Origin of the sequence: Mesorhizobium sp. BR1-1-16 (assembly GCF_020165495.1) — a bacterium.
GTDB lineage: Bacteria > Pseudomonadota > Alphaproteobacteria > Rhizobiales > Kaistiaceae > Kaistia.
In genome coordinates, this window is the sequence record NZ_JAIUIE010000003.1 from 172,334 (window position 1) to 197,107 (window position 24,774).

25 protein-coding genes are annotated in these 24,774 nt (G+C 65.2%); 16 read left to right on the forward strand and 9 right to left on the reverse strand.

Annotation, left to right across the window (positions count from 1 at the left end; translation table 11 throughout):
• The first annotated feature begins 75 nt into the window (after positions 1–75).
• A complete protein-coding gene (locus LB518_RS09315) occupies positions 76–957 on the forward strand; it encodes an aldo/keto reductase family oxidoreductase (RefSeq protein ID WP_224576364.1) in 882 nt (293 codons plus the stop codon).
• A gap of 84 nt (positions 958–1,041) precedes the next feature.
• On the forward strand, positions 1,042–1,959 hold the full coding sequence (locus tag LB518_RS09320) for a sugar kinase (protein ID WP_224576366.1): 918 nt from the start codon (positions 1,042–1,044) through the stop codon (positions 1,957–1,959).
• 25 nt (positions 1,960–1,984) lie between these two features.
• Here LB518_RS09320 and LB518_RS09325 read toward each other — a convergent pair whose 3' ends face one another.
• The 4 genes from LB518_RS09325 to LB518_RS09340 are packed head-to-tail and all read right to left on the reverse strand — an operon-like array spanning position 1,985 to position 4,777.
• Positions 1,985–2,908 carry a metal ABC transporter substrate-binding protein gene (locus LB518_RS09325; RefSeq protein WP_224576369.1) on the reverse strand — a complete coding sequence of 308 codons (924 nt, stop codon included), beginning with the start codon at positions 2,906–2,908 and terminating at the stop codon, positions 1,985–1,987.
• A 27-nt stretch (positions 2,909–2,935) separates the two neighbouring features.
• Entirely contained in the window at positions 2,936–3,808 is an 873-nt protein-coding gene (locus tag LB518_RS09330; RefSeq protein WP_224576378.1) for a metal ABC transporter permease, read from the reverse strand.
• Positions 3,805–4,554: a metal ABC transporter ATP-binding protein gene (locus LB518_RS09335; RefSeq protein ID WP_224576380.1), complete on the reverse strand. Its 750-nt coding sequence runs from the start codon at positions 4,552–4,554 to the stop codon at positions 3,805–3,807. Before LB518_RS09335 ends, LB518_RS09330 begins: the two co-directional genes overlap by 4 nt.
• 4 nt (positions 4,555–4,558) lie before the next feature.
• Positions 4,559–4,777, reverse strand: a complete 219-nt coding sequence (locus LB518_RS09340; protein WP_224576382.1) for a hypothetical protein — start codon at positions 4,775–4,777, stop codon at positions 4,559–4,561.
• Positions 4,778–4,978: 201 nt separating this feature from the next.
• Between LB518_RS09340 and LB518_RS09345 the strand changes: the two genes are divergently transcribed.
• The 5 genes from LB518_RS09345 (at position 4,979) to LB518_RS09365 (ending at position 11,269) form a co-directional block, all read left to right on the forward strand.
• Positions 4,979–6,256, forward strand: coding sequence for an imelysin family protein (locus LB518_RS09345; RefSeq protein WP_224576384.1), 1,278 nt, complete (start codon positions 4,979–4,981; stop codon positions 6,254–6,256).
• Positions 6,257–6,377: 121 nt separating this feature from the next.
• Entirely contained in the window at positions 6,378–7,835 is a 1,458-nt protein-coding gene (locus tag LB518_RS09350; RefSeq protein ID WP_224576386.1) for a multicopper oxidase family protein, read from the forward strand.
• A 2-nt stretch (positions 7,836–7,837) separates the two neighbouring features.
• Positions 7,838–9,031, forward strand: a complete 1,194-nt coding sequence (locus LB518_RS09355) for a di-heme oxidoredictase family protein (protein ID WP_224576388.1) — start codon at positions 7,838–7,840, stop codon at positions 9,029–9,031.
• Positions 9,028–10,167, forward strand: a complete 1,140-nt coding sequence (locus tag LB518_RS09360; protein WP_224576390.1) for an imelysin family protein — start codon at positions 9,028–9,030, stop codon at positions 10,165–10,167. Before LB518_RS09355 ends, LB518_RS09360 begins: the two co-directional genes overlap by 4 nt.
• A gap of 1 nt (position 10,168) precedes the next feature.
• Positions 10,169–11,269 (forward strand): DUF1513 domain-containing protein, encoded by a 1,101-nt coding sequence (locus LB518_RS09365; RefSeq protein ID WP_224576392.1) that lies wholly within the window; start codon positions 10,169–10,171, stop codon positions 11,267–11,269.
• A gap of 56 nt (positions 11,270–11,325) precedes the next feature.
• On the opposite strand, the gene LB518_RS09370 is transcribed toward LB518_RS09365, so the two are convergent.
• Together LB518_RS09370 and LB518_RS09375 are read right to left on the reverse strand one after the other, a co-directional pair.
• On the reverse strand, positions 11,326–12,555 hold the full coding sequence (locus tag LB518_RS09370) for an SAM-dependent methyltransferase (RefSeq protein WP_224576394.1): 1,230 nt from the start codon (positions 12,553–12,555) through the stop codon (positions 11,326–11,328).
• A gap of 76 nt (positions 12,556–12,631) precedes the next feature.
• Complete coding sequence (locus LB518_RS09375) at positions 12,632–13,471, reverse strand: GNAT family N-acetyltransferase (protein ID WP_224576396.1); 840 nt, start codon at positions 13,469–13,471, stop codon at positions 12,632–12,634.
• Positions 13,472–13,683: 212 nt separating this feature from the next.
• Between LB518_RS09375 and LB518_RS09380 the strand changes: the two genes are divergently transcribed.
• Together LB518_RS09380 and LB518_RS09385 are read left to right on the forward strand one after the other, a co-directional pair.
• Positions 13,684–14,685, forward strand: a complete 1,002-nt coding sequence (locus LB518_RS09380; RefSeq protein WP_224576398.1) for an aldo/keto reductase — start codon at positions 13,684–13,686, stop codon at positions 14,683–14,685.
• 110 nt (positions 14,686–14,795) lie between these two features.
• Positions 14,796–15,434, forward strand: coding sequence for a TerC family protein (locus LB518_RS09385; protein ID WP_502845813.1), 639 nt, complete (start codon positions 14,796–14,798; stop codon positions 15,432–15,434).
• Between the two features lie 14 nt (positions 15,435–15,448).
• On the opposite strand, the gene mgrA is transcribed toward LB518_RS09385, so the two are convergent.
• Positions 15,449–16,456 (reverse strand): L-glyceraldehyde 3-phosphate reductase, encoded by a 1,008-nt coding sequence (gene mgrA, locus LB518_RS09390; protein ID WP_224576402.1) that lies wholly within the window; start codon positions 16,454–16,456, stop codon positions 15,449–15,451.
• Positions 16,457–16,560: 104 nt separating this feature from the next.
• Here mgrA and LB518_RS09395 point away from each other — a divergent pair, with 104 nt between their 5' ends.
• On the forward strand, positions 16,561–17,331 hold the full coding sequence (locus LB518_RS09395) for a glucose 1-dehydrogenase (protein ID WP_224576404.1): 771 nt from the start codon (positions 16,561–16,563) through the stop codon (positions 17,329–17,331).
• Positions 17,332–17,424: 93 nt separating this feature from the next.
• Complete coding sequence (locus LB518_RS09400; protein WP_224576406.1) at positions 17,425–18,207, forward strand: SDR family NAD(P)-dependent oxidoreductase; 783 nt, start codon at positions 17,425–17,427, stop codon at positions 18,205–18,207.
• Positions 18,208–18,215: 8 nt separating this feature from the next.
• Here LB518_RS09400 and LB518_RS09405 read toward each other — a convergent pair whose 3' ends face one another.
• On the reverse strand, positions 18,216–18,809 hold the full coding sequence (locus LB518_RS09405; protein ID WP_224576416.1) for a TMEM175 family protein: 594 nt from the start codon (positions 18,807–18,809) through the stop codon (positions 18,216–18,218).
• A 91-nt stretch (positions 18,810–18,900) separates the two neighbouring features.
• A complete protein-coding gene (locus LB518_RS09410; protein ID WP_224576418.1) occupies positions 18,901–19,743 on the reverse strand; it encodes an NAD-dependent epimerase/dehydratase family protein in 843 nt (280 codons plus the stop codon).
• Positions 19,744–19,836: 93 nt separating this feature from the next.
• On the opposite strand from LB518_RS09410, the gene LB518_RS09415 reads away from it, so the two are divergent.
• From LB518_RS09415 to LB518_RS09435, 5 genes are all read left to right on the forward strand, one after another.
• Positions 19,837–20,187: a DUF423 domain-containing protein gene (locus LB518_RS09415; protein ID WP_224576420.1), complete on the forward strand. Its 351-nt coding sequence runs from the start codon at positions 19,837–19,839 to the stop codon at positions 20,185–20,187.
• Positions 20,188–20,260: 73 nt separating this feature from the next.
• Positions 20,261–21,847, forward strand: coding sequence for a peptide chain release factor 3 (locus LB518_RS09420; protein ID WP_224576423.1), 1,587 nt, complete (start codon positions 20,261–20,263; stop codon positions 21,845–21,847).
• A gap of 80 nt (positions 21,848–21,927) precedes the next feature.
• On the forward strand, positions 21,928–22,899 hold the full coding sequence (locus LB518_RS09425) for a ribose-phosphate diphosphokinase (RefSeq protein ID WP_224576425.1): 972 nt from the start codon (positions 21,928–21,930) through the stop codon (positions 22,897–22,899).
• 39 nt (positions 22,900–22,938) lie between these two features.
• A complete protein-coding gene (locus LB518_RS09430; protein ID WP_224576427.1) occupies positions 22,939–23,295 on the forward strand; it encodes an MmcQ/YjbR family DNA-binding protein in 357 nt (118 codons plus the stop codon).
• 105 nt (positions 23,296–23,400) lie between these two features.
• Positions 23,401–24,654, forward strand: coding sequence for a lytic murein transglycosylase (locus LB518_RS09435; protein ID WP_224576429.1), 1,254 nt, complete (start codon positions 23,401–23,403; stop codon positions 24,652–24,654).
• Positions 24,655–24,774 lie beyond the last annotated feature (120 nt).

The following is a 24,774-nucleotide window of genomic DNA, read 5'->3' on the forward strand; positions in this document are numbered from 1 at the left end:
CCCGTGCGGACCGTGCATGATTATCGCGCAGCGGAGCAAGGCCTATCTCCGGGACGTCCTCACCGGAGATTGAGCATGAACCGAACCGACACCTCGACCACCTTCCGCCTCGGCGACCGCACCGTGAAGCGCATCGGCTACGGTGCGATGCAGCTGGCCGGGCCCGGTGTCTTCGGGCCGCCGCGCGATCATGCCGCCGCCTTGGCGGTCCTGCGCGCAGCCGTGGAAAGCGGCGTCGACCATATCGACACGGCCGATATCTACGGCCCGCACGTCACCAATCGTCTCATCCGCGAAGCGCTGCATCCTTATCCCGACAACCTCACCATCGTGACCAAGATTGGCGCACGGCGCGGCGAGGATGCGTCATGGAACGTGGCAGCCTCGCCGGCCGAGCTGGAAGAGCAGGTTCAGGAAAACCTCGCGAATCTCGGTCTTGACGTCCTCGAGGTCGTCAATCTGCGCCTGATGTTCTCGACGCACGGACCGGCCGAGGGCCCAATCGAGACTGCGGTCGAGACGCTTGCCGACATGAAGCGGCGCGGGTTGATCCGTCATATCGGCATCAGCAATGCGACCGCGGCGCAGGTCAAAACAGCACGAGCAATCACCGAAATCGTCTGCGTCCAGAATCTCTACAACATCGCTCATCGCGACGACGACGCACTGATCGACGCGCTCGCCAGCGATGGCATCGCCTATGTGCCGTTCTTCCCGCTCGGCGGCTTTTCGCCTCTGCAATCCTCGGCACTCTCCAATGTCGCGGCACAGCTCGGCGCCACGCCGATGCAGGTGGCACTGGCCTGGCTGCTTCAGCGCTCGCCGAACATCCTGCTGATCCCGGGCACCTCATCAACGGCGCATCTTTCGGAAAATCTCGCCGCCGGCGACCTCGTGCTGTCCGCTGATGTTCTCGCTGTGCTCGACGATATCGGTCTCGCCGCCACCGCACACTGATCGATCGCATCCGCTCGCTCTCCAGCGCTTGCATGAAAACGCTCAAGGCTTCAGAAATGCGCGGCCTTGAGCGAGGAGAAGCACGTGAGCCCCGACATCATCTGCATCGGCGAGCCGATGTTCGAGCTGAACCAGCCGAAGGGCGAGACCGTGTTTCATCCCGGCCATGGCGGCGATGCGTCCAACGCCGCCATCGCCGCCGCACGGCAGGAAGCCTCGGTTGGGATGCTGACGGCCATCGGCACCGACAGCTTCGGGCAGTCCTTCCTCGATCTCTGGATGATGGAAGGCGTCGATGCGAGTGCGGTGAAACGCGATGCCCACGCGCCGACCGGCCTCTATTTCGTGACGCATGGGCCTGACGGCCATGAGTTCACCTACCGGCGGGCAGGCTCGGCCGCGAGCCTTCTCGAGCCCGCCGAACTGCCCCTCGACTATATCCGCGGCGCGCGCATCCTGCATGCTTCCGGCATCAGCCAGGCGATCTCCGCGGCGGCAGCCGACGCGGTTTTCCTCGCGATGCACACGATCCGTGCGGCCGGAGGGCTTGTTTCCTACGATACCAATCTGCGGAGCCGGCTCTGGCCGATCGACCGCGCCCGCGCCGTCATCCATGCGGCGGCCAGCCTTGCCCATATCGTCAAGACAAGCATCGAGGATGCGACAGCGCTGACCGGGCTCACGGATCCCGGCAAGGTCGCCGATTTCTATCTCGGACACGGCGCCCGGATCGCCATCGTCACGCAGGGCGGCGCCGGAGCCCTGGTCGCGACGACCGAGCGGCGGCAGCAGATCGAGCCGATCCCCGTCCGGCCGCTCGACGCGACAGGCGCCGGCGATACGTTCGACGGCGCCTTTCTCGCGGAATATCTCGCCCATGGCGAGCCGTTCGCGGCCGCGGTTTATGCCAATGCGGCGGCTGGCCTTGCAACCGAGGGCTATGGCGCAGTGGCGCCGATGCCTCGGCGCGCCGCCGTCGAGGCGGCGCTCGCGGCGCGCTGACAACCCAGCGCGCCGACGCCTTGAACTAGCTGCCGCTCATGGCTGCGAGCAGTTGGCTCTCATTGTTCTGGAACATCTTCACATAGGTCGGGGCAGGCCCGTCCTTCGGCGAGAGAGCGTCGGAGAACAGCTCCCCGCCGACCTTGACGCTGCTTTCGCGGGCGATCTGGTCGATCAGGCGCGGATCGGTGATGTTCTCGACGAAGATCGCCTGGATATGCTCGTCCTTCACCTGCCGCACGATCTTGGCGACATCAGCCGCCGAGACGTCGGCTTCGGTCGAAAGCCCTTCCGGCGCGATGAACTGGATGTCATAGGCAGCGCCGAAATAGCCGAAGGCGTCATGGCTGGTCACGATGCGGCGCTTGGCCTCGGGCAGCTTCCCAAACTCGGCGGCCAGACGGTCATGGATGGTGGTGAGCTGTTCGTTGAGCGCATCGCCATTGCGCCTGTAGTCGCTTGCGTGAGCCGGATCGGCAGCCGAGAACCCGGCGACGATGTTGTTCACATAGAGAATGCCGTTGCGCGGATCCTGCCATGCATGCGGATCGATCGCCTTGCCGTCGGCGTTCTTCTCCAGTTCCTCGGCCTCATCGGCATCGCCCTGCCAGAGGCGCGGCTCGACGCCCTTTGAGGCGATCACGGTTTCGCCCTTGAAATTGGAAGCGGCGACCAGGCGCTGCATCCAATGCTCGAGGCCGAGCCCGTTCTCGACCAGCACTGCGGCCTCGCCGAGCGCCTTGGCATTTTGAGGGCTCGGCTCGAAGGTGTGCGCATCGCCATTCGGCCCGACCAGCGTCGTAACGTCGACAAGGTCGCCGCCGACTTCGGAGGCGAGATCGCCGAGAACCGAGAAGCTCGCGACGACCTTCAGCTTTTCAGCCGCGAAGGCAGGACTGGAGAGCCCTGCCGCAAGCGCTGCGGCGAGGAGGACTTTGGTAATCCGCATGGATAGCTCCGTTGCAGGAAGAAGAAACTAGCCCCTCAAATGCTGCGCTCGCAGCATCTGTCTCAGGAAACTGCCGTGCCGCCCCACCAGCAGCGACAGCGCATGGATGGCGCCGGCCGTCAGGATGATGGCGGGCGAGGTCGGCACGGCGACATGGTAGGAGACGACGAGACCGACATAGGACGAGACCACGGCGATCAGCGCGGATGCGATGATCTGACCGCCGATCGACTCGCTCCAGAAACGGCTGGATGCGGCCGGCAGGATGATCAGGCCAACCACCATCAGCGTCCCGAGCGCATTGAATCCGCCGACGAGATTGAGCACCACCAGCACCAGAAAGAGGAAATGCACGGCCCCGCCCGCGCCACCGACACTGCGCAGGAAGCCCGGATCGAAGCATTCCGCCACCAGCAGGCGGTAAACGAAAGCAAAGGCCAGGAACGTGACCGTCGCGATCGAGGCGATCAGGTAGATCGCCGCATCGTCGAGCGCGAGCACATTGCCGAACAGCACATGCAGCAGGTCGACATTCGAGCCTTTCAGCGAGACGATCAGCACACCGAGGCCGAGCGAGACCAGATAGAAGGACGCGAAACTCGCATCCTCCTTCAGCGGCGTGGTACGCGAGATGAACCCCGCCGCCAGCGCCACCGCAAGTCCGGCGACGACCCCGCCGAGCGTCATCGCGAACAGCGAGAAGCCCGAGAGCAGGAAGCCGATCGCCGCCCCGGGCAGGATGGCATGCGACATGACATCGCCCATCAGACTCATGCGCCGCAGCACCAGGAACACGCCGATCGGCGCTCCGGAAAGCGACAGCGCCAGGCAGCCGATCAGGGCACGCCGCATGAAGCCGAATTCGAGAAACGGCGCCACGAGCAGATTGAAGGTGGTCATGCTGCCGGACGCTCGCAAAGCTCGGCATCGCTATCGAACGCCTCGTCCAGCCCGCGCGAGCGGGCGATATTCGCCTCGGTCAGCACCTCGGAAGTCGGCCCCCACGCGATGGGGTCGCGGGCGATCAGCAGCGTCTTGGGAATGTGCTGCCGCACGGCATTGAAATCGTGCAGGACGGCGATGATGGTCCGGCCTTCCCTGTGCCAGCGGCCGACCAGCCCCAAAAGTGCATCGGCCGTTCGCCCGTCGATCGCGGCGAAGGGTTCGTCGAGCAGGATCAACCGGGCATCCTGAAGCAGAAGCCGCGCAAACAGCGCGCGCTGGAACTGGCCGCCGGAAAGGCTGCCGACCATGCGCTCCTCAAAACCCGAAAGACCGACCGCGTCGAGCGCCGCCTCGACCTCCCGAAGCAGCGCGGCGCCGATGCGCCGAAACGGACCGGTCCGCCGCCAGAGGCCCATCGCGGCAAGATCGAGGACCCGCATCGGAAAGCCGCGATCGAGCGCGGCCTGCTGCGGCAGATACGCGATATCGCTGCGGCGCGCGCCTGTCACCTCGATCGATCCGCCATCCGGCCGGACCAATCCGACAATGCCCTTGAGCAGGGTCGACTTGCCAGCGCCATTGGGGCCGACGACAGCGGTGAAGGAGCCGGGCGCAAAGGTGCCGGTGAGATGGTGCACGGCCGGGTGACGCCGATAGGACAGCGTCAGGTCGCGGCAATGGATGGCGGGGGACGAAGCCATGATCTCAGCGCACGGCCCAGAAGACGCCGATCCATACGAGACCGGCAAAGACGACGGCGAGACCGAGCCGATCGAGCACCGAGGCGAGGAACGGCGAAAACGTCTTGGCAGCCGCGTCGCTGTCATGCGCCTGAGAATGATTATGGGCATGATCGTGGTCACGATCCCCGCCAGCCTTCATCGCCGAACCAGCGGCAAAGCCGGTATTGCTTTCAATGGACAAGGCCTGCGGGCTCCGCATCTCGCATCTGTTGCGATACGTTATGTTATATCATTTCACTTCGTGCAAGGCCCAATTCGCCGCACGGCGCTCAAGTCTAGAATTGGAATAATTTCAATCAGTTGGATATTCTTGACTCAGGCCTTCAACAAGGCCAAACGTGCCTCCGAGCCGTGTGCCGGCCAATCGATGGAGACGGGACTGATGATCGGAAAGCTTCTTCTCGCCGCCTGCGCGGCTGCGGCCATCGCCGCGGCGACGCCGGCTTTCGCAGCCGACGGACCGACGCCTGAGGCCGTGCTGAAGACCTATGCCGACATTGCCGAGGCCAAGTATCAGGACTCGCTCGACGGCGCCGAGGCGCTCCGTGCCGCGGTCGGCGTCCTGATCGCCAATCCGTCTCCGGCGACACTGGCGCTTGCCCGCGATGCCTGGAAGGCCTCGCGCCCGGCCTATATGCAGGCCGAGGGCTATCGCTTCGCCAATACGGCGTCGGATGACCTCGACGGCGCAGTGAACGCCTGGCCGCTCGACGAAGGACTGATCGACTATGTCGACGCCAAGACCTATGGCGAAACGTCCGATTCCAATCCGCTCTATGCCGCCGACGTGATCGCCAACAAGCAGATCCAGATCGGTCCGGACAAGGTCGATGCCTCCACGATCACTCCCGAATTGCTGGCCAAGCTGCAGAGCGCGGGCGATGTCGAGGCGAATGTCGCGACCGGCTATCACGCCATCGAGTTCCTGCTCTGGGGCCAGGATCTCAACGGGACCGGACCGGGTGCCGGCAATCGGCCCGCAACCGACTATGACGTCAAGAACTGCACGCATGGCAATTGCGATCGCCGCGCCGATTATCTCCGCGTCGCGACGGACATGCTGATCGCTGACCTGCAGAAGGCAGTCGACGCCTGGCAGGTCGATGGTTCCGCCCGCAAGGAACTGGAAGCCAAGGGCGTCAATGGCGGTCTCGCGACGATCCTGACCGGCATCGGCTCGCTCTCCTATGGCGAGCTTGCCGGCGAGCGCATGAAGCTCGGCCTGTTGCTGCATGATCCGGAGGAAGAGCACGATTGCTTCTCCGACAACACGCATAACAGCCACTTCTTCGATGAGGTTGGCATCGTCTCGATCTGGAATGCCCGCTACACGCGTCCGGACGGCTCGCTCGTCGATGGCGCCAGCCTGCGCGATCTCGTCGCCGCGAAGAGCCCCGAAGCGGCAAAGCGCGTCGACGATGCCATGGCCGATGCGATGGCGAAGATGGGCGTCCTCAAGGCGACCGCGGATTCGGGCGAGATGGCCTATGACCAGATGATCGGTGCCGGCAACGACAAGGGCAACAAGATCGTGCAGGACGCGATCGACGGCCTGGTCGCCCAGACACGGGCGCTGGAATCGGTCGTCGCGCTCCTCGGAGTCGAGGTCAAGGTCGAGGGGTCCGACAGCCTGGATAATCCCGACGCCGTCGAGAAGTAAGCGGCAAGGACGGCTCGCGACTGCCATGGCGACACGCCACATGGACGGGCTCCATCGCCGAGCCTAGAGACAGTTCCGGCCGCCGAACCCGGCGGCCGGACCTAGAAAGCGGACACAAGCGATGCTCTCCCGCCGCTCCGTTCTCGTCGGTGCCGCCGCGCTCGCCGGCGCCGGGCTGTTCGGCCGCCCTGACGCGGCGCCCGCTTTCTCCCGCGCTTTGCCGCCGCCGCTGCCGCCTGGTCCCGAGACGACCGTTCGTCTCGATCTCACGGCGGCCGAGCGTCAGCTGGCCCTGCCCTGTTCGAACGGCCACGCGCTCCCGCTCTGGACCTTCACCGATCAGGCCACGCCGCCGATCGTCCGCCTGAAGCTCGGCCAGCGGCTCGACACGCATTTGATCAATGGCCTCACACGGCCGGGCGAGCATGTCTCGATCCACTGGCATGGCATTCGCCTGCCGAACGACCAGGACGGCGTGCCCTATCTGGTGCAGCAGCCCGTCGAACCCGGCGAAAGCTACGACTATTCCTTCGTGCCGCCCGATCCCGGCACTTTCTTCTTCCACACCCATTGCAACACCGTCGAGCAGCTCGGCCGCGGCCTGATGGGCCTCTTGATCATCGAGGGCGACGAAACCGAGCCCTATGACGCCGAGCGCATTCTCGCGGTGCGCGACTGGCGGCTGAACCCCGATCGATCCGGCTTCCTGCCATTCCTGACTTTGGAAGGCGCAGGCAAAGCCGGAACGTTCGGTACGGTGCGCAGCGTCAACGGCGCCAGCAATCCCGATATCGAAGTTCCCGCATCTGCCGATGTGCGGCTCCGCGTCCTCAATGTCGATCCGACCCGCGTGTCCGAGATCGGCTTTGACGGCGCAGATGCAGTGGTGGTTGCCATTGACGGCCTCGCCTGCCCGCCCTTCCCGCTGCGCTCCTGGAAAATGGGCCCGGCGATGCGGATCGATGTCGTGCTGCGCACGCCGGCCGATGGCGGCAGCGTGACGATGTTCGACTATTTCGCGGCGTCGCCAGTGCCTCTGGCGAGGCTCGTCGCGCGCGGCCCCGCGATCCGAACCCAGCGCTTCGATCCCGCGCCTCTGGCCGCCGCCCGCATCGCGCCACCAGACCTCGGCAAGGCCGAGCAGCAGCTTTTCACCTTTTCGGCGACCGCGACGGGTGCGGCGGTGGCGGACGCAGCGGGCGAAGATGGCGGCCCGCTTGGGCCGCTCTGCCTTTCGGCAGGCAGTCTCTGGGCGATCAACAAGCAGTCCTGGCCGGGTTCCGGCATGGACCGCCTGCCGCCGCCGATCGCGAGGTTCACACGCGGCACGACGTATCGCTGCACGCTCAAGAATGTGACGCCCCGCATGCACCCGATCCATGTGCATGGCCACAGCTTCACGGTGCTTCGCTCCAGCAAGCGGACGCTGCCGCCGCATTTTGCCGATACCGTGCTGCTGCTTCCGGAAGAGACGATCGAGGTCGCCTTCGTCGCCGACAATCCAGGGCGCTGGATGATGCATTGCCACATCATCGAGCATCAGGAGACCGGGATGATGGCCTGGTTCGAGGTTGCTTGAACATGCGCCGGGGCCGCCTGCTGCTGGCAGCGCTTCTCGTGCTGCCCGGCTTCGCGCTGGCCGATGGGCTCGAGCGCGCGATGGGCAAGGCGCTGTTCGATCGCCAGTGGGTCGCCGCCCCGTCCTCGACCCTGGCCAATGACGGGCTCGGGCCACTCTTCACCGAGAAGGGCTGCATCACCTGCCACACCGGCAAGGCGTTCTCGGCTCGATTGCAGGCTGCACCTGATGGCACCGTCACGGCGCACGGTCTCACAACCCGGCTCGGCAATGCGGATGGCCGGCCCGATCCCGTCTATGGTCGGCAGATCCAGCCACGCTCCGTGCCCGGCCTCGAAAGCGAAGGCACGGTGACCTACCGCGCGCATGAAGGCCTCCCGATGGCGGTCTCCTTCGCGCCGGCTTTCGGAGCGCTCGCGCCGGGCACCCGGCTTGGTCCGCGTCTCGCGCCGCCGCTCGCCGGCATCGGGCGCATCGCCTTGGTGGACGAGACCGCGATCCTTGCGCGCGAGGACCCGGACGATCGGAATGGAGACGGCATTTCCGGCCATGCCCGCCGCCTCGCGGATGGCTCGATCGGACGCTATGGCTGGAAGGCATCGGCGGCGACGCTCGATCAGCAGGTTGCCGATGCGTTCATGCTCGATATCGGCATGTCGAGCCCGCTCAGTCCCCATCCCTCAGGCGATTGCACGGCCGCCGAGGCGGCTTGCCGCGCGGCGCCGGATGGGCGCGATGCCAGCTTCGATGGCGAAGAGGTTTCGCAGCAAATGGTCGGCCTGATAACGGCCTATCTCGACGGGCTCGCCGCGCCGACCCCGCCGGCGACGGACGATCCTGCATTGGCGCTGTTCGCCGCGACCGGCTGCGCGGCGTGCCATGTCCCCTCGCTGCCGCGAACCGGCGGCGGCACCGTCGCGCTCTATAGCGACCTGCTGTTGCACGACATGGGACCGGACCTCGATGACGGCGTCGGCGAGCCTGGCGTGCGCTCGTCCGAATGGCGCACGGCGCCGCTGATCGCGCTTGCCCTTCGCCGCGATACCGAGACGCGCTATCTTCACGACGGCCGCGCCGCGACGGTGGACGCAGCGATCCGGGCGCATGGTGGCGAGGCGTCACGCGCCCGTGCCAATTACGGCGCATTATCGGCCGACGACCGCATGCGGCTGCTCTCTTTTCTGGACAGGCTATGATCGCGATTACCAAGAGGTTCCTGCTGCTTTCCCCATTGGCGCTTATGGCGCGCAAGGCGTTCGCCGCCGCAACCGGGGAACCTCAGGACCTTGGGCCCGAACCGCCGGTGGTGACCGTTGCGCCGACGCCGCTGACACCGGACGCGCTCAATGCCGTCACCAGGCGGGCCGTCGAGGACTTCATCATACCGGCCTACAAGGATCTTGCCGCCGCGACCGCAAAGCTAGTCGCCGCAATCGACGCGGCGGCACCTCAAGCCCCCGCCGCGCCGGACGACGCGACCCGCGCGGCGTTCTCGGCCGTCATTGCCGCCTTCGCCAAGGTCGATTTCCTGCGCTTCGGCCCTATGGCCGAGCAGGGCCGGCTCGAGAAGTTTTCCTATTATCCGGACCGGCACGGCACGGGTGCGCGCCAGCTCCGCCGCATGCTTGCGACCCCCGATCCGACCCAGCTGGAACCGGGGGCAGTGGCAAAGCTATCCGCCGCCGTGCAGGGCCTGCCCGCGCTGGAGAGCCTCATCTTCACGGCCGATAGCGACGCCGAGACCCGTGACTATCGATGGCGCCTCGCGGCTGCCATCGCAGGCAATCTCGACCAGATCGCGCGCGACACGCTCGACGGCTGGACGAAGCCGGGCGGCTGGCAGGCGCTGATGGAACAGCCAGGCGGCAGCAATATCGTCTATCGCGACGCCGAGGAGCCGGTGATCGAAATCCTGAAAGCGATCACCACCGGCCTGCTGCAGATCCGCGACCAGCGCATGCTGCCGGCACTCGGCGAAGACTTCGCCGCCGCCAAGCCGAACCGCGCCGCCTTCGTCGCCTCCGGCAATGCGCTCGCCTATCTGGCAGCTTCGGGCGCCGCGATCGAGGAAATCGCCCGCGCGGCTGATCTCTTCAGCCTGACGCCGACAGAGGCGCCAAAGCTCGGCGCCGCGAGCAGCGCCGGTTTCGCGGCTTATCGCGCCGGCATCACCGCGAGTCCCTCCTGGCAGGCGGCCTTTGCGAATGCCGCCAGCTACAAGCACCTGCGGGACGCCTTCGACGCCCTGAAGGCGCTGGAGGACCTCTACAGTTTCCGCTTCCCCGCCGAGGCCGGCATCTCGCCCGGCTTCAATGCCCTTGACGGCGACTGAGATGGCACAGCTGTTCCGCCGGATGCGCGAAGGTCTTGCCGCGGTGCTCGGCTTCGAGACGGAGTCCGGCGTCGCGGAACACGCTGTCTTCCTGAGTTCCGTCCGCGTCGGCCCGCGCCAGCATGCCTTGCTTCTCATCGACGAGCACGGCCGCGAGATCGGCCGCATGCCGCTCGCTGGTCGCGGCCATGACATTGCGGTCGACGCCGCCCATCATCGCGTCGCCGTCTTCGCGAGGCGCCCTGGTTATTTCGCCGTCGTCGTCGATGGGCGCAACCTGACCCCGCTCGCCACCATCCGCCCGCCCGAGGGTCATCATTTTTTCGGCCACGGCGCATTTTCGGCCGACGGACGTCTGCTCTACACGACAGAGAATGTCTTCACCGGTGAGCAGCCGCGCGGCGTGATCGGTGTCTATGACGCATCCGGCGGCTATGGCCGGATCGGCGAATTCGAAACGCACGGCATGGATTCGCATGAAATCCTGCTGGCGCCCGATGGCCGCACGCTGGTTGTCGCCAATGGCGGCATCGAGACCCATCCGGAGTTCGGCCGTCAGAAGCTCAATGTTGCGGATATGCGGCCCTCGATCGTGCGCATCGACAGCGCGTCCGGCGAACTCCAGGGCGAGACGCGGCTCGAGGCGGGGCTCAACCAGCTTTCGACGCGGCACATGGCCTTCGACGGCAGCGGCGCGCTCTGGTTCGGCTGCCAATGGGAGGGCGAGAAGGGCCGTCGCCCGCCGCTGGTCGGACGGATCGATGCCGACGGCGAGGCGCTGCTCCTGCCCTTCCCGGACGCCGTCGCACCGCTCGCCCGCAACTATATCGGATCGGTGGTGGCGAGCCGCGACGGAACGGCGATCGCGGCCTCCTCGCCGATCGGCGGAACGGTCTTCGTGTTCGACGCCGCTCGAAAGGCGCTGCACGCCGCGCATACCCTTCGCGACGGCTGCGGCCTTGCCGGAGCCACGGATGCAGGTTTTCTGGCGAGCGCCGGCGATGGCCGCCTGATGCGGGTTGCTGGCGAGACGATCGAGCCGATCACGCGAGTCGGCGCTGTCGAATTCGACAATCACATGCGACGCATCGATCTCGCCTGAAAATGATTCAGCGCCAAGGACTTGCGTCGCCGGGCGGAATCAATCCGCGAACGACTTCACGCAGCGCTTGAAGAAGCGAGCCGCCTTTCCTCGTCGACAATGTAATCGCGGATGACCGGAACCGCGTCGCGCTCATTGGCGAGCAGGAGCTGGAACACGAAATTGGAGCCGTTGAGAAAGCCGAGCTCCACTGAAGCGAGATAGAAATCCCACATGCGGCAGAAGCGCTCGCCCATCATGGCGACTGCTTCGGTCCGCTTCGCCTCATAGCCGCGCCGCCAATCCCGGATCGTCCAGTAGTAATGCAGGCGGAGATTCTCACAGTCGGCGCACCAGATCCCCGTGCGCTCCAGCGACGCGAAGACCTCGCTGAGCGCCGGCACATAGCCACCGGGGAAGATATATTTGCGGATGAACGGCGCGGTCGATCCGGGCGGCGACATCCGGCCGATCGCGTGAATGAGCGCGAAGCCACCCGGCTTCAGCAAGCCGCGGATCTTGTCGAAATACGTGTCGAAATGTCCGACGCCGACATGCTCCATCATGCCGATCGAGACGACGCGATCGAACTGGCCTTCCAGCTCGCGGTAGTCGACCTCCCGAAAATCGATCCGATCGGCGACGCCGGCGGCTTCGGCGAGGCGGCGCGATTCGGCGAGCTGCTCGGGCGAGACATTGATCGCGGTGACACGCACATCGGCAACCGAGGCCAGATAGATCGCGAGCGCCCCCCAGCCTGAGCCGATCTCGGCGACGCTCATGCCCGGCTCGAGCTTCAGCTTGGCCGCGATATGGCGCAGCTTGTCCTTCTGTGCTTGCGAAAGGCCGATCTCGGGCTCCGTATAATAGGCGCAGGAATAGATCATCGCCTCGTCGAGCCACAGGCGGTAGAACGCAGTCGGAATGTCGTAGTGGTGGCTGGCGTTCTTGGCCGCACGACCGAGAGCGTTGTTCTGATGACGCCGCTTCAGCGCGCGCCACGCCCGGCGCAGCGCCTTCTGCACCGGGTGGGCCGCAAGGCCGGTGCGATTGACCGAGAACAGCGAAAGCAGGTCGAAGACGGTGCCGCCATCCTCGATGACCATCCGGCCGTCCATGTAAGCCTCGGCCGACTTCAACTCGGGATTGAGAAAGATCTCGCGATCGACCTTGGCATCGGTCAGCCGAATGGTGACGTCGGGTCCGTTGGCGCCGCTGCCGAAGCTCTGTCTGTGACCGTCATGAAATATGACTGTCAAGCGCCCGTTTCGGACGAAACGCGACAGAAGATTCGGCAACCAACGCATCCTGGACGTCCCCCGTGACCTCGGCTGGCATCATCGCAAGCCAGGCCGCTGGTCGCAATCCCGGGTGGCGCCCTGTTCAGCCAAGCTCGAAGCTGGTGATGCCGAAGATGCGGTCGAGCGGCAGGCCGGGCGCTGGCCCCCGATACATCCGCGCCGTCTCGAAAGCCGGCTCGAGGCCGTAGCGCGCGGCGAGCGCGAGCGCCGCCCCGTTCGGCTCCGGCGGATCGAAATAGACCGTGGCGCCCTTAGCCCTCGCAGCAAGCGCCCGGAACAACAGGTCGGCATCCTCGGCGCTCTCGGCGAAGAGCGGCCCGATCTTGGCGCCGGAGATCGCCGGCCGGATCACGCCGTAACCACGCGCGCTGCCATCCTCCACCAACGCAATCGCGACCCGGCCGCCGCGGCCATCGAGAAAGACATCGAGAAAGGCGGCACGATCGGCCGGAAAGAGAGCTGCATCATAGGCGATGACGGCAGGCTTCAGCGCTTCTGAAACCACCATCAGCCGGGGATCCTGCGGCGTTTCACAGTCGACGATGCCGCCGAAGCGGATGTTGCGGTGCGCCAGCGTAAAGCCGGAACGGCGATAGTTCTCCTGCTGCGCGACGACGCCATCGAGCCCGATGACCCGCTTGCCGAGCCGCGCCATTCCGGCCTGCCAGGTCTGCCAGCCAAAGCCGCGACCACGATGCTCCGGCCGGCAGATATAAAGGCCGAGAAAGCCGAATGCCGCGCCGTAAGCAACGACGGAGATCGCGGTCACTGGCTCGTCACCGAGAAATCCCATCAGGAAGCCGGCCGGATCGGCCGCATGGAACGCCGAGGCATCGTCAAGGCCCGGATTCCAGCCTTCCGCGGCGGCCCAATCCATGGCCCGGTCGAGATCGTCACGCGTCATCTCACGGATCGAAAGCATGGTCCCCTCTCCGGCGAACGGTTCGCGCTTCCAGTCTATCCAACCTTGGGGACGGCGAGCCAGAGTACACTTGCCTTGCTCGCAAGCGGACAGCTAACGTCGCCGCAGCCGGGCTCGGCGCGGCGCATTGCCGGTCGGCAAAGCCGGCCGGAAAGCCCCAGGACGTCACAAGAAAATCGGAGGCCGCATAAGGCCGCCGCGGGAGGAATGCCATGCTGATCGAGACCCGTGCCGCCGGTCGCACATCACTTCAGCTTTCGACGCTTGGCCTCGGCACAGCGACGCTCGGCGGCAATGTCAGTCCGCCGATTTCCGATGTCGAAGGCCGCGCGATCGTCGAGCGGGCTGTCGAGCTTGGCATTCGCTATGTCGATACGGCGCCCTATTACGGCTATGGCCGCTCGGAGCACCTCGTCGGCGATGTTCTGCGCCACCATCCAGACGTCATGATCTCGACCAAGGTCGGACGGATGCTGAAGCCACGCGTCGCGCCGCAGCCGGCCGGCGACCAGTGGGTCAACCCGCTGCCCTTCGAGCATCGCTACGACTATTCCTATGACGGCGTGATGCGGTCCTTCGAGGACAGTTTCCAGCGGCTTGGCGTCGACCATATCGAATTGCTGTTGATCCACGACATCGGCGTCGACCAGCATGGCGAGGCCCTCAATGCGGAGTTCTTCCCGGTCGCCATGGCGGGCGGCTACCGCGCGCTCGACGAGCTGCGTTCCGCCGGCGCGGTGAAGGCGATCGGCCTCGGCGTCAATGAATGGCAGGTGCTGGCGGAGGCGACGAAATACGGCCAGTGGGACGCGTTTCTTCTGGCTGGACGCTACACATTGCTGGAGCAGGAGCCGCTTCACACGCTGTTTCCACTTTGCGAGCAGGCGGGCACCAGCATCATCGTGGGAGGGCCGTTCAATTCCGGCATCCTTGCCGGCCGCGACACCTGGAATTATGCCCGCGCGCCCGAGGCGATCATGACGCGCGCCCGCAAGATCGCTGCGGTCTGCGATGCGCATGATGTCGCGCTGCCCGCCGCCGCGCTGCGCTTCCCCCTTGGCAGCCCGCTGGTGACAAGCGTCATCCCCGGCCCGCGCTCGGCGGCCGAAGTCGGCGAAATTGCCGCCTGGTTTGCGGCCGATATTCCACCTTCGCTCTGGACCGATCTTCGCACCGAAGGCCTGATCGATCCCGCTGCGCCGATCCCCGCCTAAAGGACGACGCAGGCAATTTCGGTTCTGGCTGGACAACCCGCGCTGCCAACCCCAGATAGGGAAGACAGCCCCGCCGCAGCCTCGCCTGACTGACAAGGACACGTTTGTTGATGGATTTCGTGACCGCTGAACTGGTTGCGCTCGCAACCGTTGTCCTGATCGACCTCGTACTCGCCGGCGACAATGCGATCGTGGTCGGAATGGCGGCGGCCGGACTGCCGAAGGATCTGCGGCGCAAGGCGATCGTCATCGGCATCGGCGCCGCGGCCGTGCTCCGCATCATGTTCGCGCTGTTCGCGACCAAATTGCTCGGCGTGATCGGCCTGACGCTGGCCGGCGGCATCCTGCTGCTGTGGGTCTGCTGGAAGCTCTGGCGCGAAATCCGCAATGGCCATGGCGCCGAAGAAGCCGAGGGACACGCCGCGCTTGAGGATCAGCCCGCCGCCACCGGCGGCAAGACCCTCGGCCAGGCGCTCAGCCAGATCGTCATCGCCGACGTCTCGATGTCTCTCGATAATGTTCTCGCCGTCGCCGGGACGGCGCGGGATCACACCTGGGTCCTCGTCGTCGGCCTCGTGCTTTCCGTCGCGCTGATGGGCGTTGCCGCCAACTTCGTGGCGCGCATCCTGAAACGCGCGCCCTGGATCGCTTATGTCGGCTTGCTCGTCATCGCCTGGGTCGCCTTCCGCATGATCTGGGATGGCGGCCTGGAGATGTTCCACTTCGCCGACAAGGCCGGTGTCATCTGACAGGCCGGTCGGCCTCAGCCTTTCAGCATTCCGTCAATTGCATGCGCGTCGATCGCTGCAATCTCCTCCGCCGTAAAGGCGAGATTGTCGAGCGCGTTGACGGCATCCTCGATCTGCGAAATGCGGCTCGCGCCGATCAGCGCCGATGTCATGCGCGGATCGCGCAGCACCCACGCCAGCGCCATCTGCGCCAGCGTCTGCCCGCGCGCCTTGGCAATGCCATCGAGCGCCGCGACACGGCCGAGATTGGCTTCGGACAGCACCTTTTCCTGCAGGAAATGCGAATGGCGCACGCGGCTGTCGGCCGGGATGCCCTTCAGGTAGCGATCGGAAAGAACGCCCTGCTCGAGCGGGGAGAACACGATGCAACCCATGCCCTCCTCTTCCAGCGCATCGAGCAACCCGTCTCGCTCCGTCCAGCGATCGAGCATCGAATAGCGCGGCTGATGGATGACGAGCGGGGTGCCGAGCCGGCGCGCGATCGCCGCAGCCTCATGCGTCTGCTGCGAGGAATAGCTGGAAATGCCGACATAGAGCGCCTTGCCCTGACGGACCATCGCGTCGAGCGCGCCGATCGTTTCCTCCAGCGGCGTGTCGGGGTCGAAGCGATGCGAATAAAAGATATCGACATAGTCGAGCTTCATCCGCTTGAGGCTCTGCTCGAGGCTGGCGAAGAGATATTTCCGGCTGCCCCATTCACCATACGGCCCCGGCCACATGTAATAGCCCGCCTTCGATGAAATGATCATCTCATCGCGGTAGGGTTTGAAATCGCCCTCAACCATCGTGCCGAAGAATTCCTCGGCTGATCCGGGCGGCGGACCATAATTGTTTGCAAGGTCGAAATGCGTGATGCCGAGGTCGAATGCACGATGACACATCGCCCGCATTGTCTCAACCTTGCCGTCGTAGCCGAAATTGTGCCAGAGCCCGAGCGATATGGCCGGAAGCTTGAGCCCGGTGCGGCCGACGCGATTGAAGCGCATCGTGTCGTAGCGTTGGTCGGCGGCGACATAGATCATGAAACGGCTCCAGCGATCTGAATCGATTTAAGGCTTCGTTTTTTGAGCGTTGCCGCCGCTGCCGTCAAGCGGCTATGAACGGATGTCAAACGCGGGAGGCCGGCATGGCGATGAAGCTGTTCGATCTGACCGGGCGTGTCGCGCTCATCACCGGCTCCAGCCGCGGGATTGGCCTCGCCATCGCGCGCGGGATGGTCGAGGCCGGTGCGACGGTTGTGCTCAACAGCCGCAGCGAGACGGCGCTGGTCGAGGCATCGGCAGCCCTGAGGGGGCCCTTCCCGGACCAGGTCTCGACCGCTGCCTTCGACGTGACTGACCCCGATGCCGTGACAGCGGAAGTGGCGCGGATCGAGGCCGAGATCGGACCGATCGACATTCTCGTCAACAATGCCGGCCTGCAGAAGCGCTTGCCTCTGGAGGATTTCCCGCTCGAGGATTTCCGCCGCGTGCTGGAGACCAATGTCGACGCGCCCTTCATCGTCGGCCAGGCCGTCGCGCGCCACATGATCCCGCGCCGGCGCGGCAAGATCATCAATATCTGCTCGGTCACCAGCGAACTCGGCCGCGCGACCATCACGCCCTATGTGACGTCGAAGGGCGCGGTCAAGATGCTGACCAAGGGCATGTGCGCCGAATGGGCCAAGCACGGCCTCAACGTGAACGGCATCGGCCCCGGCTGGTTCAAGACGGAACTCAACAGGGCGCTCGTCGAAAGCGAAAGCTTCAATGCATGGCTGACCCAGCGCGCGCCCATGGGCCGCTGGGGCGAACTGGACGAACTCGCCGGCGCCGCGATCTTCCTCGCCTCCGACGCATCGAGCTATGTCAACGGCCACATTCTCTATGTCGACGGCGGCGTAACGGCCGTTGTGTGAGATATCGGTAGACCCGCCCGCCCAAGCCGGTGTCGGGAAACGCCGCCGCCGCACGTCCTTGGTCAGTGCTGACAAGATGGTCTGGAGGACGGCATGCTGAAGAACAAGCGAGCGGTGATCTATGGCGCGGGCGGTGCCGTCGGAAGTGCCGTGGCCGAGGCTTTCGCCCGCCATGGCGCGACCGTGGTACTTGCCGGCCGGCGCCGCTCGCCCCTCGAAGCGGTGGCAGCGCGCATCGGCGCCTCCGAGGGCTGGGCGTGGGTGCTGCCGGTCGATGCCCTCAATCCTGAGGCCGTCGCCGAGCATTGCGACGAGATGGTCGCCGCGCTCGGCGGTATCGATATCTCATTCAACGTGATCGATCTCGGCGACGCGCAGGGTGGAGCGCTGACCGCGATCGAAGCGGAACATTTCCTGATGCCCGTCGCCAACGCGATGCGCACGCATTTTCTGACTGCAACGGCGGCGGCGCGGCATATGAAGCGCCAGCGGTCCGGCGTGATCCTGGCGCTCACCGCCCAGGCAGGCCGCAAGCCCTATGTCGATGTCGGCGGCTTCGGCGTCGCCTGCGCCGCGATAGAGGCCCTATGTCGCCAGCTTGCCGTCGAGCTCGGTCCGGACGGAATCCGCGTCGCCTGCATCCGCTCGGCCGGCTCGCCCGATACGCCGGGCGTTGCGGCGGCGCTACGGCTACATGCCGAGAATGCCGGCATCACGCCTGAGGAGCAGGAAGCGAAGATCGCATCCGCCTCGATGCTCAAGCGCATGCCGCGCCTCGCCGAGATCGCCGACGCCGCCGTCCTTCTTGCTTCAGACCATGCCCGGGCCGTGACCGCCGAGGTGATGAACCTCACCGGCGGCGAACTCGCCGACTGACCCACGCGTCACCTGATCACCTTCTCGATACGCCGATCCGGCACGAACCAGATCACGGAAACGACCGCGTAGCATGCAATGGCAATGCGGATGTCGATGAAGGCGAATGCGATGCCGATCACATAGAGCACCAGCGAAAGGTAGCCCTTGAAATCGTGCCCGATGGCACGGGCCAGGCCCGAACCAGCGCCTTCATGTTTCAGAAGGACGTGCATCAGCACGGCATAGGCCAGGGCGCACATCACAAGATCCCCGCCATAGAGGGCCACCGGCACGGCTTCGAGATGGTTCTCGCCCATCCATGCCGTCACGAACGGGATAAGCGACAGCGCGAACAGCAGGAACAGGTTGGCCCACAGCACCGCCCCGTTAATGCTTTTCACGACCTGGAAGAGATGGTGATGGTTCGTCCAGTAGATGCCGACGAAAACGAAGCTGAGAACATAGCTGAGAAAGATCGGGATCTCGGGAACGAGGGCGGCGAGGGTCGTTTCGTGGGGCGCGTGCAACTCCAGCACCATGATGGTGATGATGATTGCGATCACGCCATCACTGAAAGCCTCGACGCGCCCCTTGCCCATGCCCAGCCCCCGATTGCGCATTCCGGTCTCGCGGCCGCGAGAGGCCCGAAACCGGAATGAACGGCAGACTAGCGCGATTCGCTTTTCGGCGCCCTGACGGCCCGTGAGAGCATCAGCGCCAGTTGAACAGCGGCTTGTAGCCGAGCATCGACTTGGCCTTCTCGATCGACAGAAGCGTCTCATGCGGACCAAACGGCCGCTTGCGCGTCACGCCGGGGAAGGCTTCGTCGAGAAGTTCATCGTTCGGCTTGCCCATCACGCCGTCTTCGTTGGCGATGATGAAGACCTCGGCGCCGGTGAGCTTCGATTCGAGCGCCAGGCGGACGGCCTGCGCCGCGTCACGCGCGTCGATATAGGCCCAGAGGTTCCACTTGCGCAGATTGATGTCCTTGTCGAAATCCGGGAACTCCGAATAGCGATAGGGCGCCATGATATTGGAGAAGCGCAGTCCGAAGATCTTGAAGGCGGGATCCCAGCGGCAGAATTCCTTCGCCATCTCCTCGGAGAGGAACTTCGACAGCGAATACGCCGACTCCGGCCGGCCGCGATATTCCTCGTCGACCGGCACGTAGGGCGGCGGCGTTTCGAACGGCAGGCCGAGCACGGTCTCGCTCGACGCCCAGACGACGTTGCGGATGCCGAGCACGCGCGCCGCCTCGAAGATGTTGTAGGTCGAGATCATGTTGGTCTCGAAGATGACGTGGTTCGGCGCGAGGCCCGGCGCGGGAATAGCGGCGAGGTGGATGATGCCCTCGACATTCGAGACGCGCTCATCGATGGCCGAGAGCGCTGCGACGGTCTGCCCGTAATCGGTCAAGTCGGTGCGCGAATATTTGGCCGCCTGCCCGGCTGGCTGCGGCGCGCTGTCGATCGACGTCACCTCATATCCATGCGAGACAAGGTCCTCGACCACGGCGCGGCCCGCGAGGCCGCTTCCTCCCGTCACGATGATCATAGTCGTTCTCCTGAATCGATTTAGGGTCCGGACGCGAACTTAGGGCGCAGCGCCGTCTTGCGCCAGCGTCGGCATGCGAATGAGGTGATGAAAATGGATCGCGCCCTTCTTGCGGCAGCCGGGCTTGCCGGCGCGCTCGGCGTCGCGCTGGCCGCCGCCGGAGCCCATATCGCGGGCGCCGAGCGGCTGGTCACGGCAGGCCAGATGGCCATGGCGCAGGCCCCCGCCCTGCTGGCGCTCGGGCTTTATGGAGCGGCGCGGGGGCGCATGATGACCATCGCGGCTGCCCTGATCGCACTCGGCCTTCTCGTCTTTGCCGGCGCGCTCGCCTTTCACGATCTCTCCGGCAGCGCCGCGCTGGCCTTTGCAGCGCCCTGGGGCGGCACGGCCATGATCCTCGGCTGGCTCGGCATTATCGTCGCCGCGCTCGTCCGCAAGCGCTGAGGGCTGGCCTTTCGCGCGCGTGTCGTCTAACCATGCGCGCCACACGGAACATCGCCAGAAGCACGCAGATCCTATGGACGCCTCCACCGGACCCGTCGACCGCCGACGGACATTCGCCATCATCTCGCATCCCGACGCGGGCAAGACCACGCTGACCGAAAAGCTGCTGCTGATGGGCGGCGCGATTCAGCTCGCCGGCGAGGTCAAGGGTAAGCGCGATCGTCGCCAGACACGTTCGGACTGGATGGGTATTGAGCGAGAGCGCGGCATCTCGGTCGTCACTTCGGTGATGACGTTCGAGTATGGAGGCAGGATTTTCAACCTGCTCGATACACCGGGCCATGAAGACTTTTCAGAAGATACCTACCGCACGCTGACCGCCGTCGATTCCGCCGTCATGGTGATCGACGCTGCGAAGGGCATCGAAGATCGCACGCGGAAATTGTTTGAGGTCTGCCGCCTCCGCGACATCCCGATCGTGACATTCGTCAACAAGCTTGACCGCGAGACGCGCGACCCGTTCGACTTGCTCGACGAGATCGAAAAGGTGCTTGCGCTCGACACCGTGCCGATGACATGGCCGATCGGCCGGGGCCGCGACTTCGCCGGCACCTATGACATCATCGCCCGCACGGTCCGCCGCATCGACACCGACGATGCCGTCATCCCGGTCTCAGGCCCGAACGATCCACAGATCGACGGCCTGACCACGCCGGAAGCCGTAGCCACCTTCCGTGAAGAGATGGAACTGATCGAGGGAGCAGGTAACGGCTTTGACACCGACAGCTTTCGCCAGGGTCATCTGACGCCGGTCTATTTCGGTTCGGCACTGCGCAATTTCGGCGTCCACGACCTGATCGACGCGCTCGCCGCTTTCGCCCCCTCCCCGCGCCCGCAGCAGGCCGAGGGGCGGATGGTCGAGCCGACCGAAGAAAAGATGTCCGGCTTCGTGTTCAAGATCCAGGCGAACATGGATCCAAACCACCGCGACCGCATCGCATTCCTGCGCGTCTGCTCGGGCCGCCTGCAGCGTGGCATGAAGGCGAAGCTGGTGCGCACAGGCAAGCCGATCCCGCTGTCGAGTCCGCAATTCTTCTTCGCACAGGATCGACTGCTCGCCGATGAAGCCTTTGCCGGCGACGTGGTCGGCATCCCGAACCATGGCACGCTACGCATCGGCGACACGTTGACGGAAGGCGAAAACCTCGTCTTCCACGGCGTGCCGAGCTTTGCGCCGGAAATCCTCCGCCGCATCCGGTTGCAGGACCCGATGAAGGCCAAGAAGCTGAAGGAAGCGCTGCAGCAGATGGCCGAAGAAGGCGTCGTGCAGGTCTTCGTGCCGCAAGACGGCTCGCCGGCCATCATCGGCGTCGTCGGCGCGCTGCAGCTCGATGTGCTCAAGGAGCGCATGCAGGTCGAATACGGCCTGCCGATCGATTTCGAGCCGTCCCGCTTCACCGTCTGCCGCTGGGTCACCGGGACAGACAAGGACGCGCTCAACACGTTCGTGGAGCGGCACCGCAGCTCGATGGCCTCCGATCTCGATGGCGCCCCGGTCTTCATGGCCCCCTCCGCCTTCGAGCTCCGCTACGAACTCGAGCGGGCGCCGACGATCACCGCAAGCGAGATCAAGGACTATCAGCGCCAGCAGGCGGCTTGAGACGAAACAGGATCCACTCTCTGTTTGCTTGTGACGGCCGAATCCGGTAATCGGCCGCCAGTGCTTCATGGGGTGGATCTATGAGCGAACTGGCGGTCTTCAGCGGTCACGCAAACCCCGATCTCGCCCAGGAAATCTGCGCTCATCTCAAGGTCCCGTTGCTGCCATCGCGGCTTAAGCGCTTTTCCAACGACTGTCTCGAAGTTCAACTGCAGGCCAATTGCCGCGATCAGGACGTGTTCCTGATCCAGCCGCTCACGGCGCCGGTGCAGGAAAACCTGTTTGAGTTGATGCTGATGCTCAACGCCGCGCGCGGGGCCTCAGCGGCGCGCATCACGGCCGTCATTCCGTATTTTTCCTATGCGCGGTCCGACAAGAAGGACGCCCCGCGTATTTCGCTGGGCGGACGCTTGGTCGCCGATCTCCTGTCGACAGCCGGTGCGAGCCGCGTTTTGACCATGACACTGCACTCGCCGCAGGTGCACGGCTTCTTCAGCGTGCCCGTCGACCAGCTGCACGCGCTCGATGAGCTGTCGTCGCATTTCCAGTCCTACGATCTCAGCCGCGCCGTCGTCGTCTCGCCGGACCTCGGCAATGCCAAGAACGCCGCTGCTTTCGCACGGCGGCTCAACCTTCCGGTCGCGGCAGGAGCCAAGGAGCGCATCAGCGATACGCAGGTGCGCATATCGACATTGATCGGCGATGTTCGCGACCGGGATGTCATCGTCCTCGACGATGAGATCGCCAGTGGCGGCTCCGTACTCGAACTGTTGCAGCATCTGCGGGCAGGCGGCGCCCGCTCGGTTCGCATCGCTACGACGCACGGCGTTTTCGCCGGCGAAAGCCTCAAGCGCCTGGCGGCCGAGCCTGATATCGTCGAGATTGTCTGCACCAACACCGTACCGCTGCCGGCTGCCAAGCGGGTACCAAAACTGACGGTCCTGTCGGTAGTGCCGGCCCTCGCCGAAGCGATGCGGCGCATCAACAGCGGCGAATCCGTCAGCGCCCTGTTTTATGCCGATCTGGACGCTGCCAAGATCGCCGCGGAGTAAAAACGGCCACAGCCGCACGCGTTTGCCGGGAGCCAGATGATGGCGACGACCCCAGATGACCTCCGCCGCCTGTTCCTCGCGCTTCCCGGCGTCGCGGAGTCGACGCATCACGGCACGATGTCGTTTGTCGTCGCCAAGCGGTTCCTTGGCCGGATTCGCGACGAGGGCATGGTCTTCGCGCTCCGCTGCGAACTCGACGAGCGCGATTTCCTGATCGAGATCGAGCCCGAGGCGTTCTTCACCACCGATCATTATCGCGGCTATCCCTATGTGCTGATCCGCCTCGCCGCGATCGATGCAGACCGGTTGGCGCCGCTGGTCGAGCGATCCTGGCGCATGGCCGCGCCGAAGAGGCTCGTCGCCGGCTTCGACAATGCTCGCGCGTCGGGCTGCTGACGCGCCAGGTACTCGCCATCGTACTCGCCATCCTGCGGCAGACATGTAACGCGGCGCACGGATCGACCCGAAGGCCCGCATCGGCGTTGCATTCCCGGCGCGGGAATGTCACGTGTCGCCAAGGACATGACGCCTTTCGGAGATTTCACGATGCTGAAGGCCGGGCTGCGGCTCCTCACAATGCTTCTCGCGATCGCAGCGGCGAGCGCTGCCTCGGCCGCGACGTGCGCCACCAACGGTGCCGGTTTTGCGGCCTGGCTGAAGGACTTCGAACGCCAGGCTCTGGCGAGTGGCATTTCGCCAGCGACTGTCTCCTCCGCGCTGGATGGCCTGTCCTATGCGCCCGATGTCATCGCCAAGGACCGCGCGCAGAACGTCTTCGCCCAGAATTTCCTGCAGTTTTCCGATCGCATGGTCGCGAAATACCGCCTGCAGAAGGGCGCGCAGCTCATCAAGGCGAACGCCAAGCTCTTCACGCGCATCGACAAGGACTACGGTGTCACGGCGCCGGTCCTCGTCGCATTCTGGGGTCTGGAGACCGATTTCGGCGCCAATCTCGGCGATATGCCGACGCTCCGCTCGCTGGCGACTTTGGCTTATGACTGCCGCCGTTCGGACCTTTTCCGCGATCAGTTGATGGCGGCGCTCACCGTCATCGATCGCGGCGACCTGACGGCCGCACAGATGAAGGGCCCCTGGGCCGGCGAACTCGGCCAGGTCCAGTTCCTCGCAACGCATTATCGCGACTTCGCTGTCGACTATGACGGTGACGGCAAGCGCGACCTGCTGCATTCGACCCCGGACGTGCTTGCCTCAGCCGCCGCTCTGCTGGTGCATGAAGGCTGGCAGCGCGGCCAGCCCTGGCTGACCGAAGTCCGCGTCCCCGCCACGTTGGATTGGTCCCAGTCCGATCTCTCGGTCCGCAAGAGCGTTGCCGAATGGCAGAGCCTCGGCATCACCGCCGCTCCCGGCTCGACGCTCGGCGCCGCCAGCCTGCCGGCAACACTGATCCTGCCGATGGGGCGCAATGGCCCGGCCTTTCTTGGCTATGCCAATTTCGACGTCTACCTCCAGTGGAACCAGTCCTTCGTCTATGCCCTGACCGCAGCCTATTACGCGACCCGCCTCGCCGGCGCGCCGCCCGTCAGCCGCGGCGGCAATGTCGATGGCCTCTCCTTCAAGGAGGTGCAGGAATTGCAGAAGCTGCTCGCAGTGCGCGGACATCCCGTCGGCAAGGCCGATGGCATGATCGGATCAGGCACACGGGCATCCGTTCGCGCCGCGCAATTGGAGCTCGGCCTGCCGGCGGATGGCTATCCCGACACGACGCTGCTGCAGAAGCTGCGCGCCGGCGGCTGACGCGCAGCGACGGCTCGGCATCGCAACAGACCTCATCGCGCGATGGTAAAATCGGGAGGCTGACGCCGCGCGAGGCATCGCGGCGATGGGAGGCGCATTTCACGGCCGGACAGGCTAGGA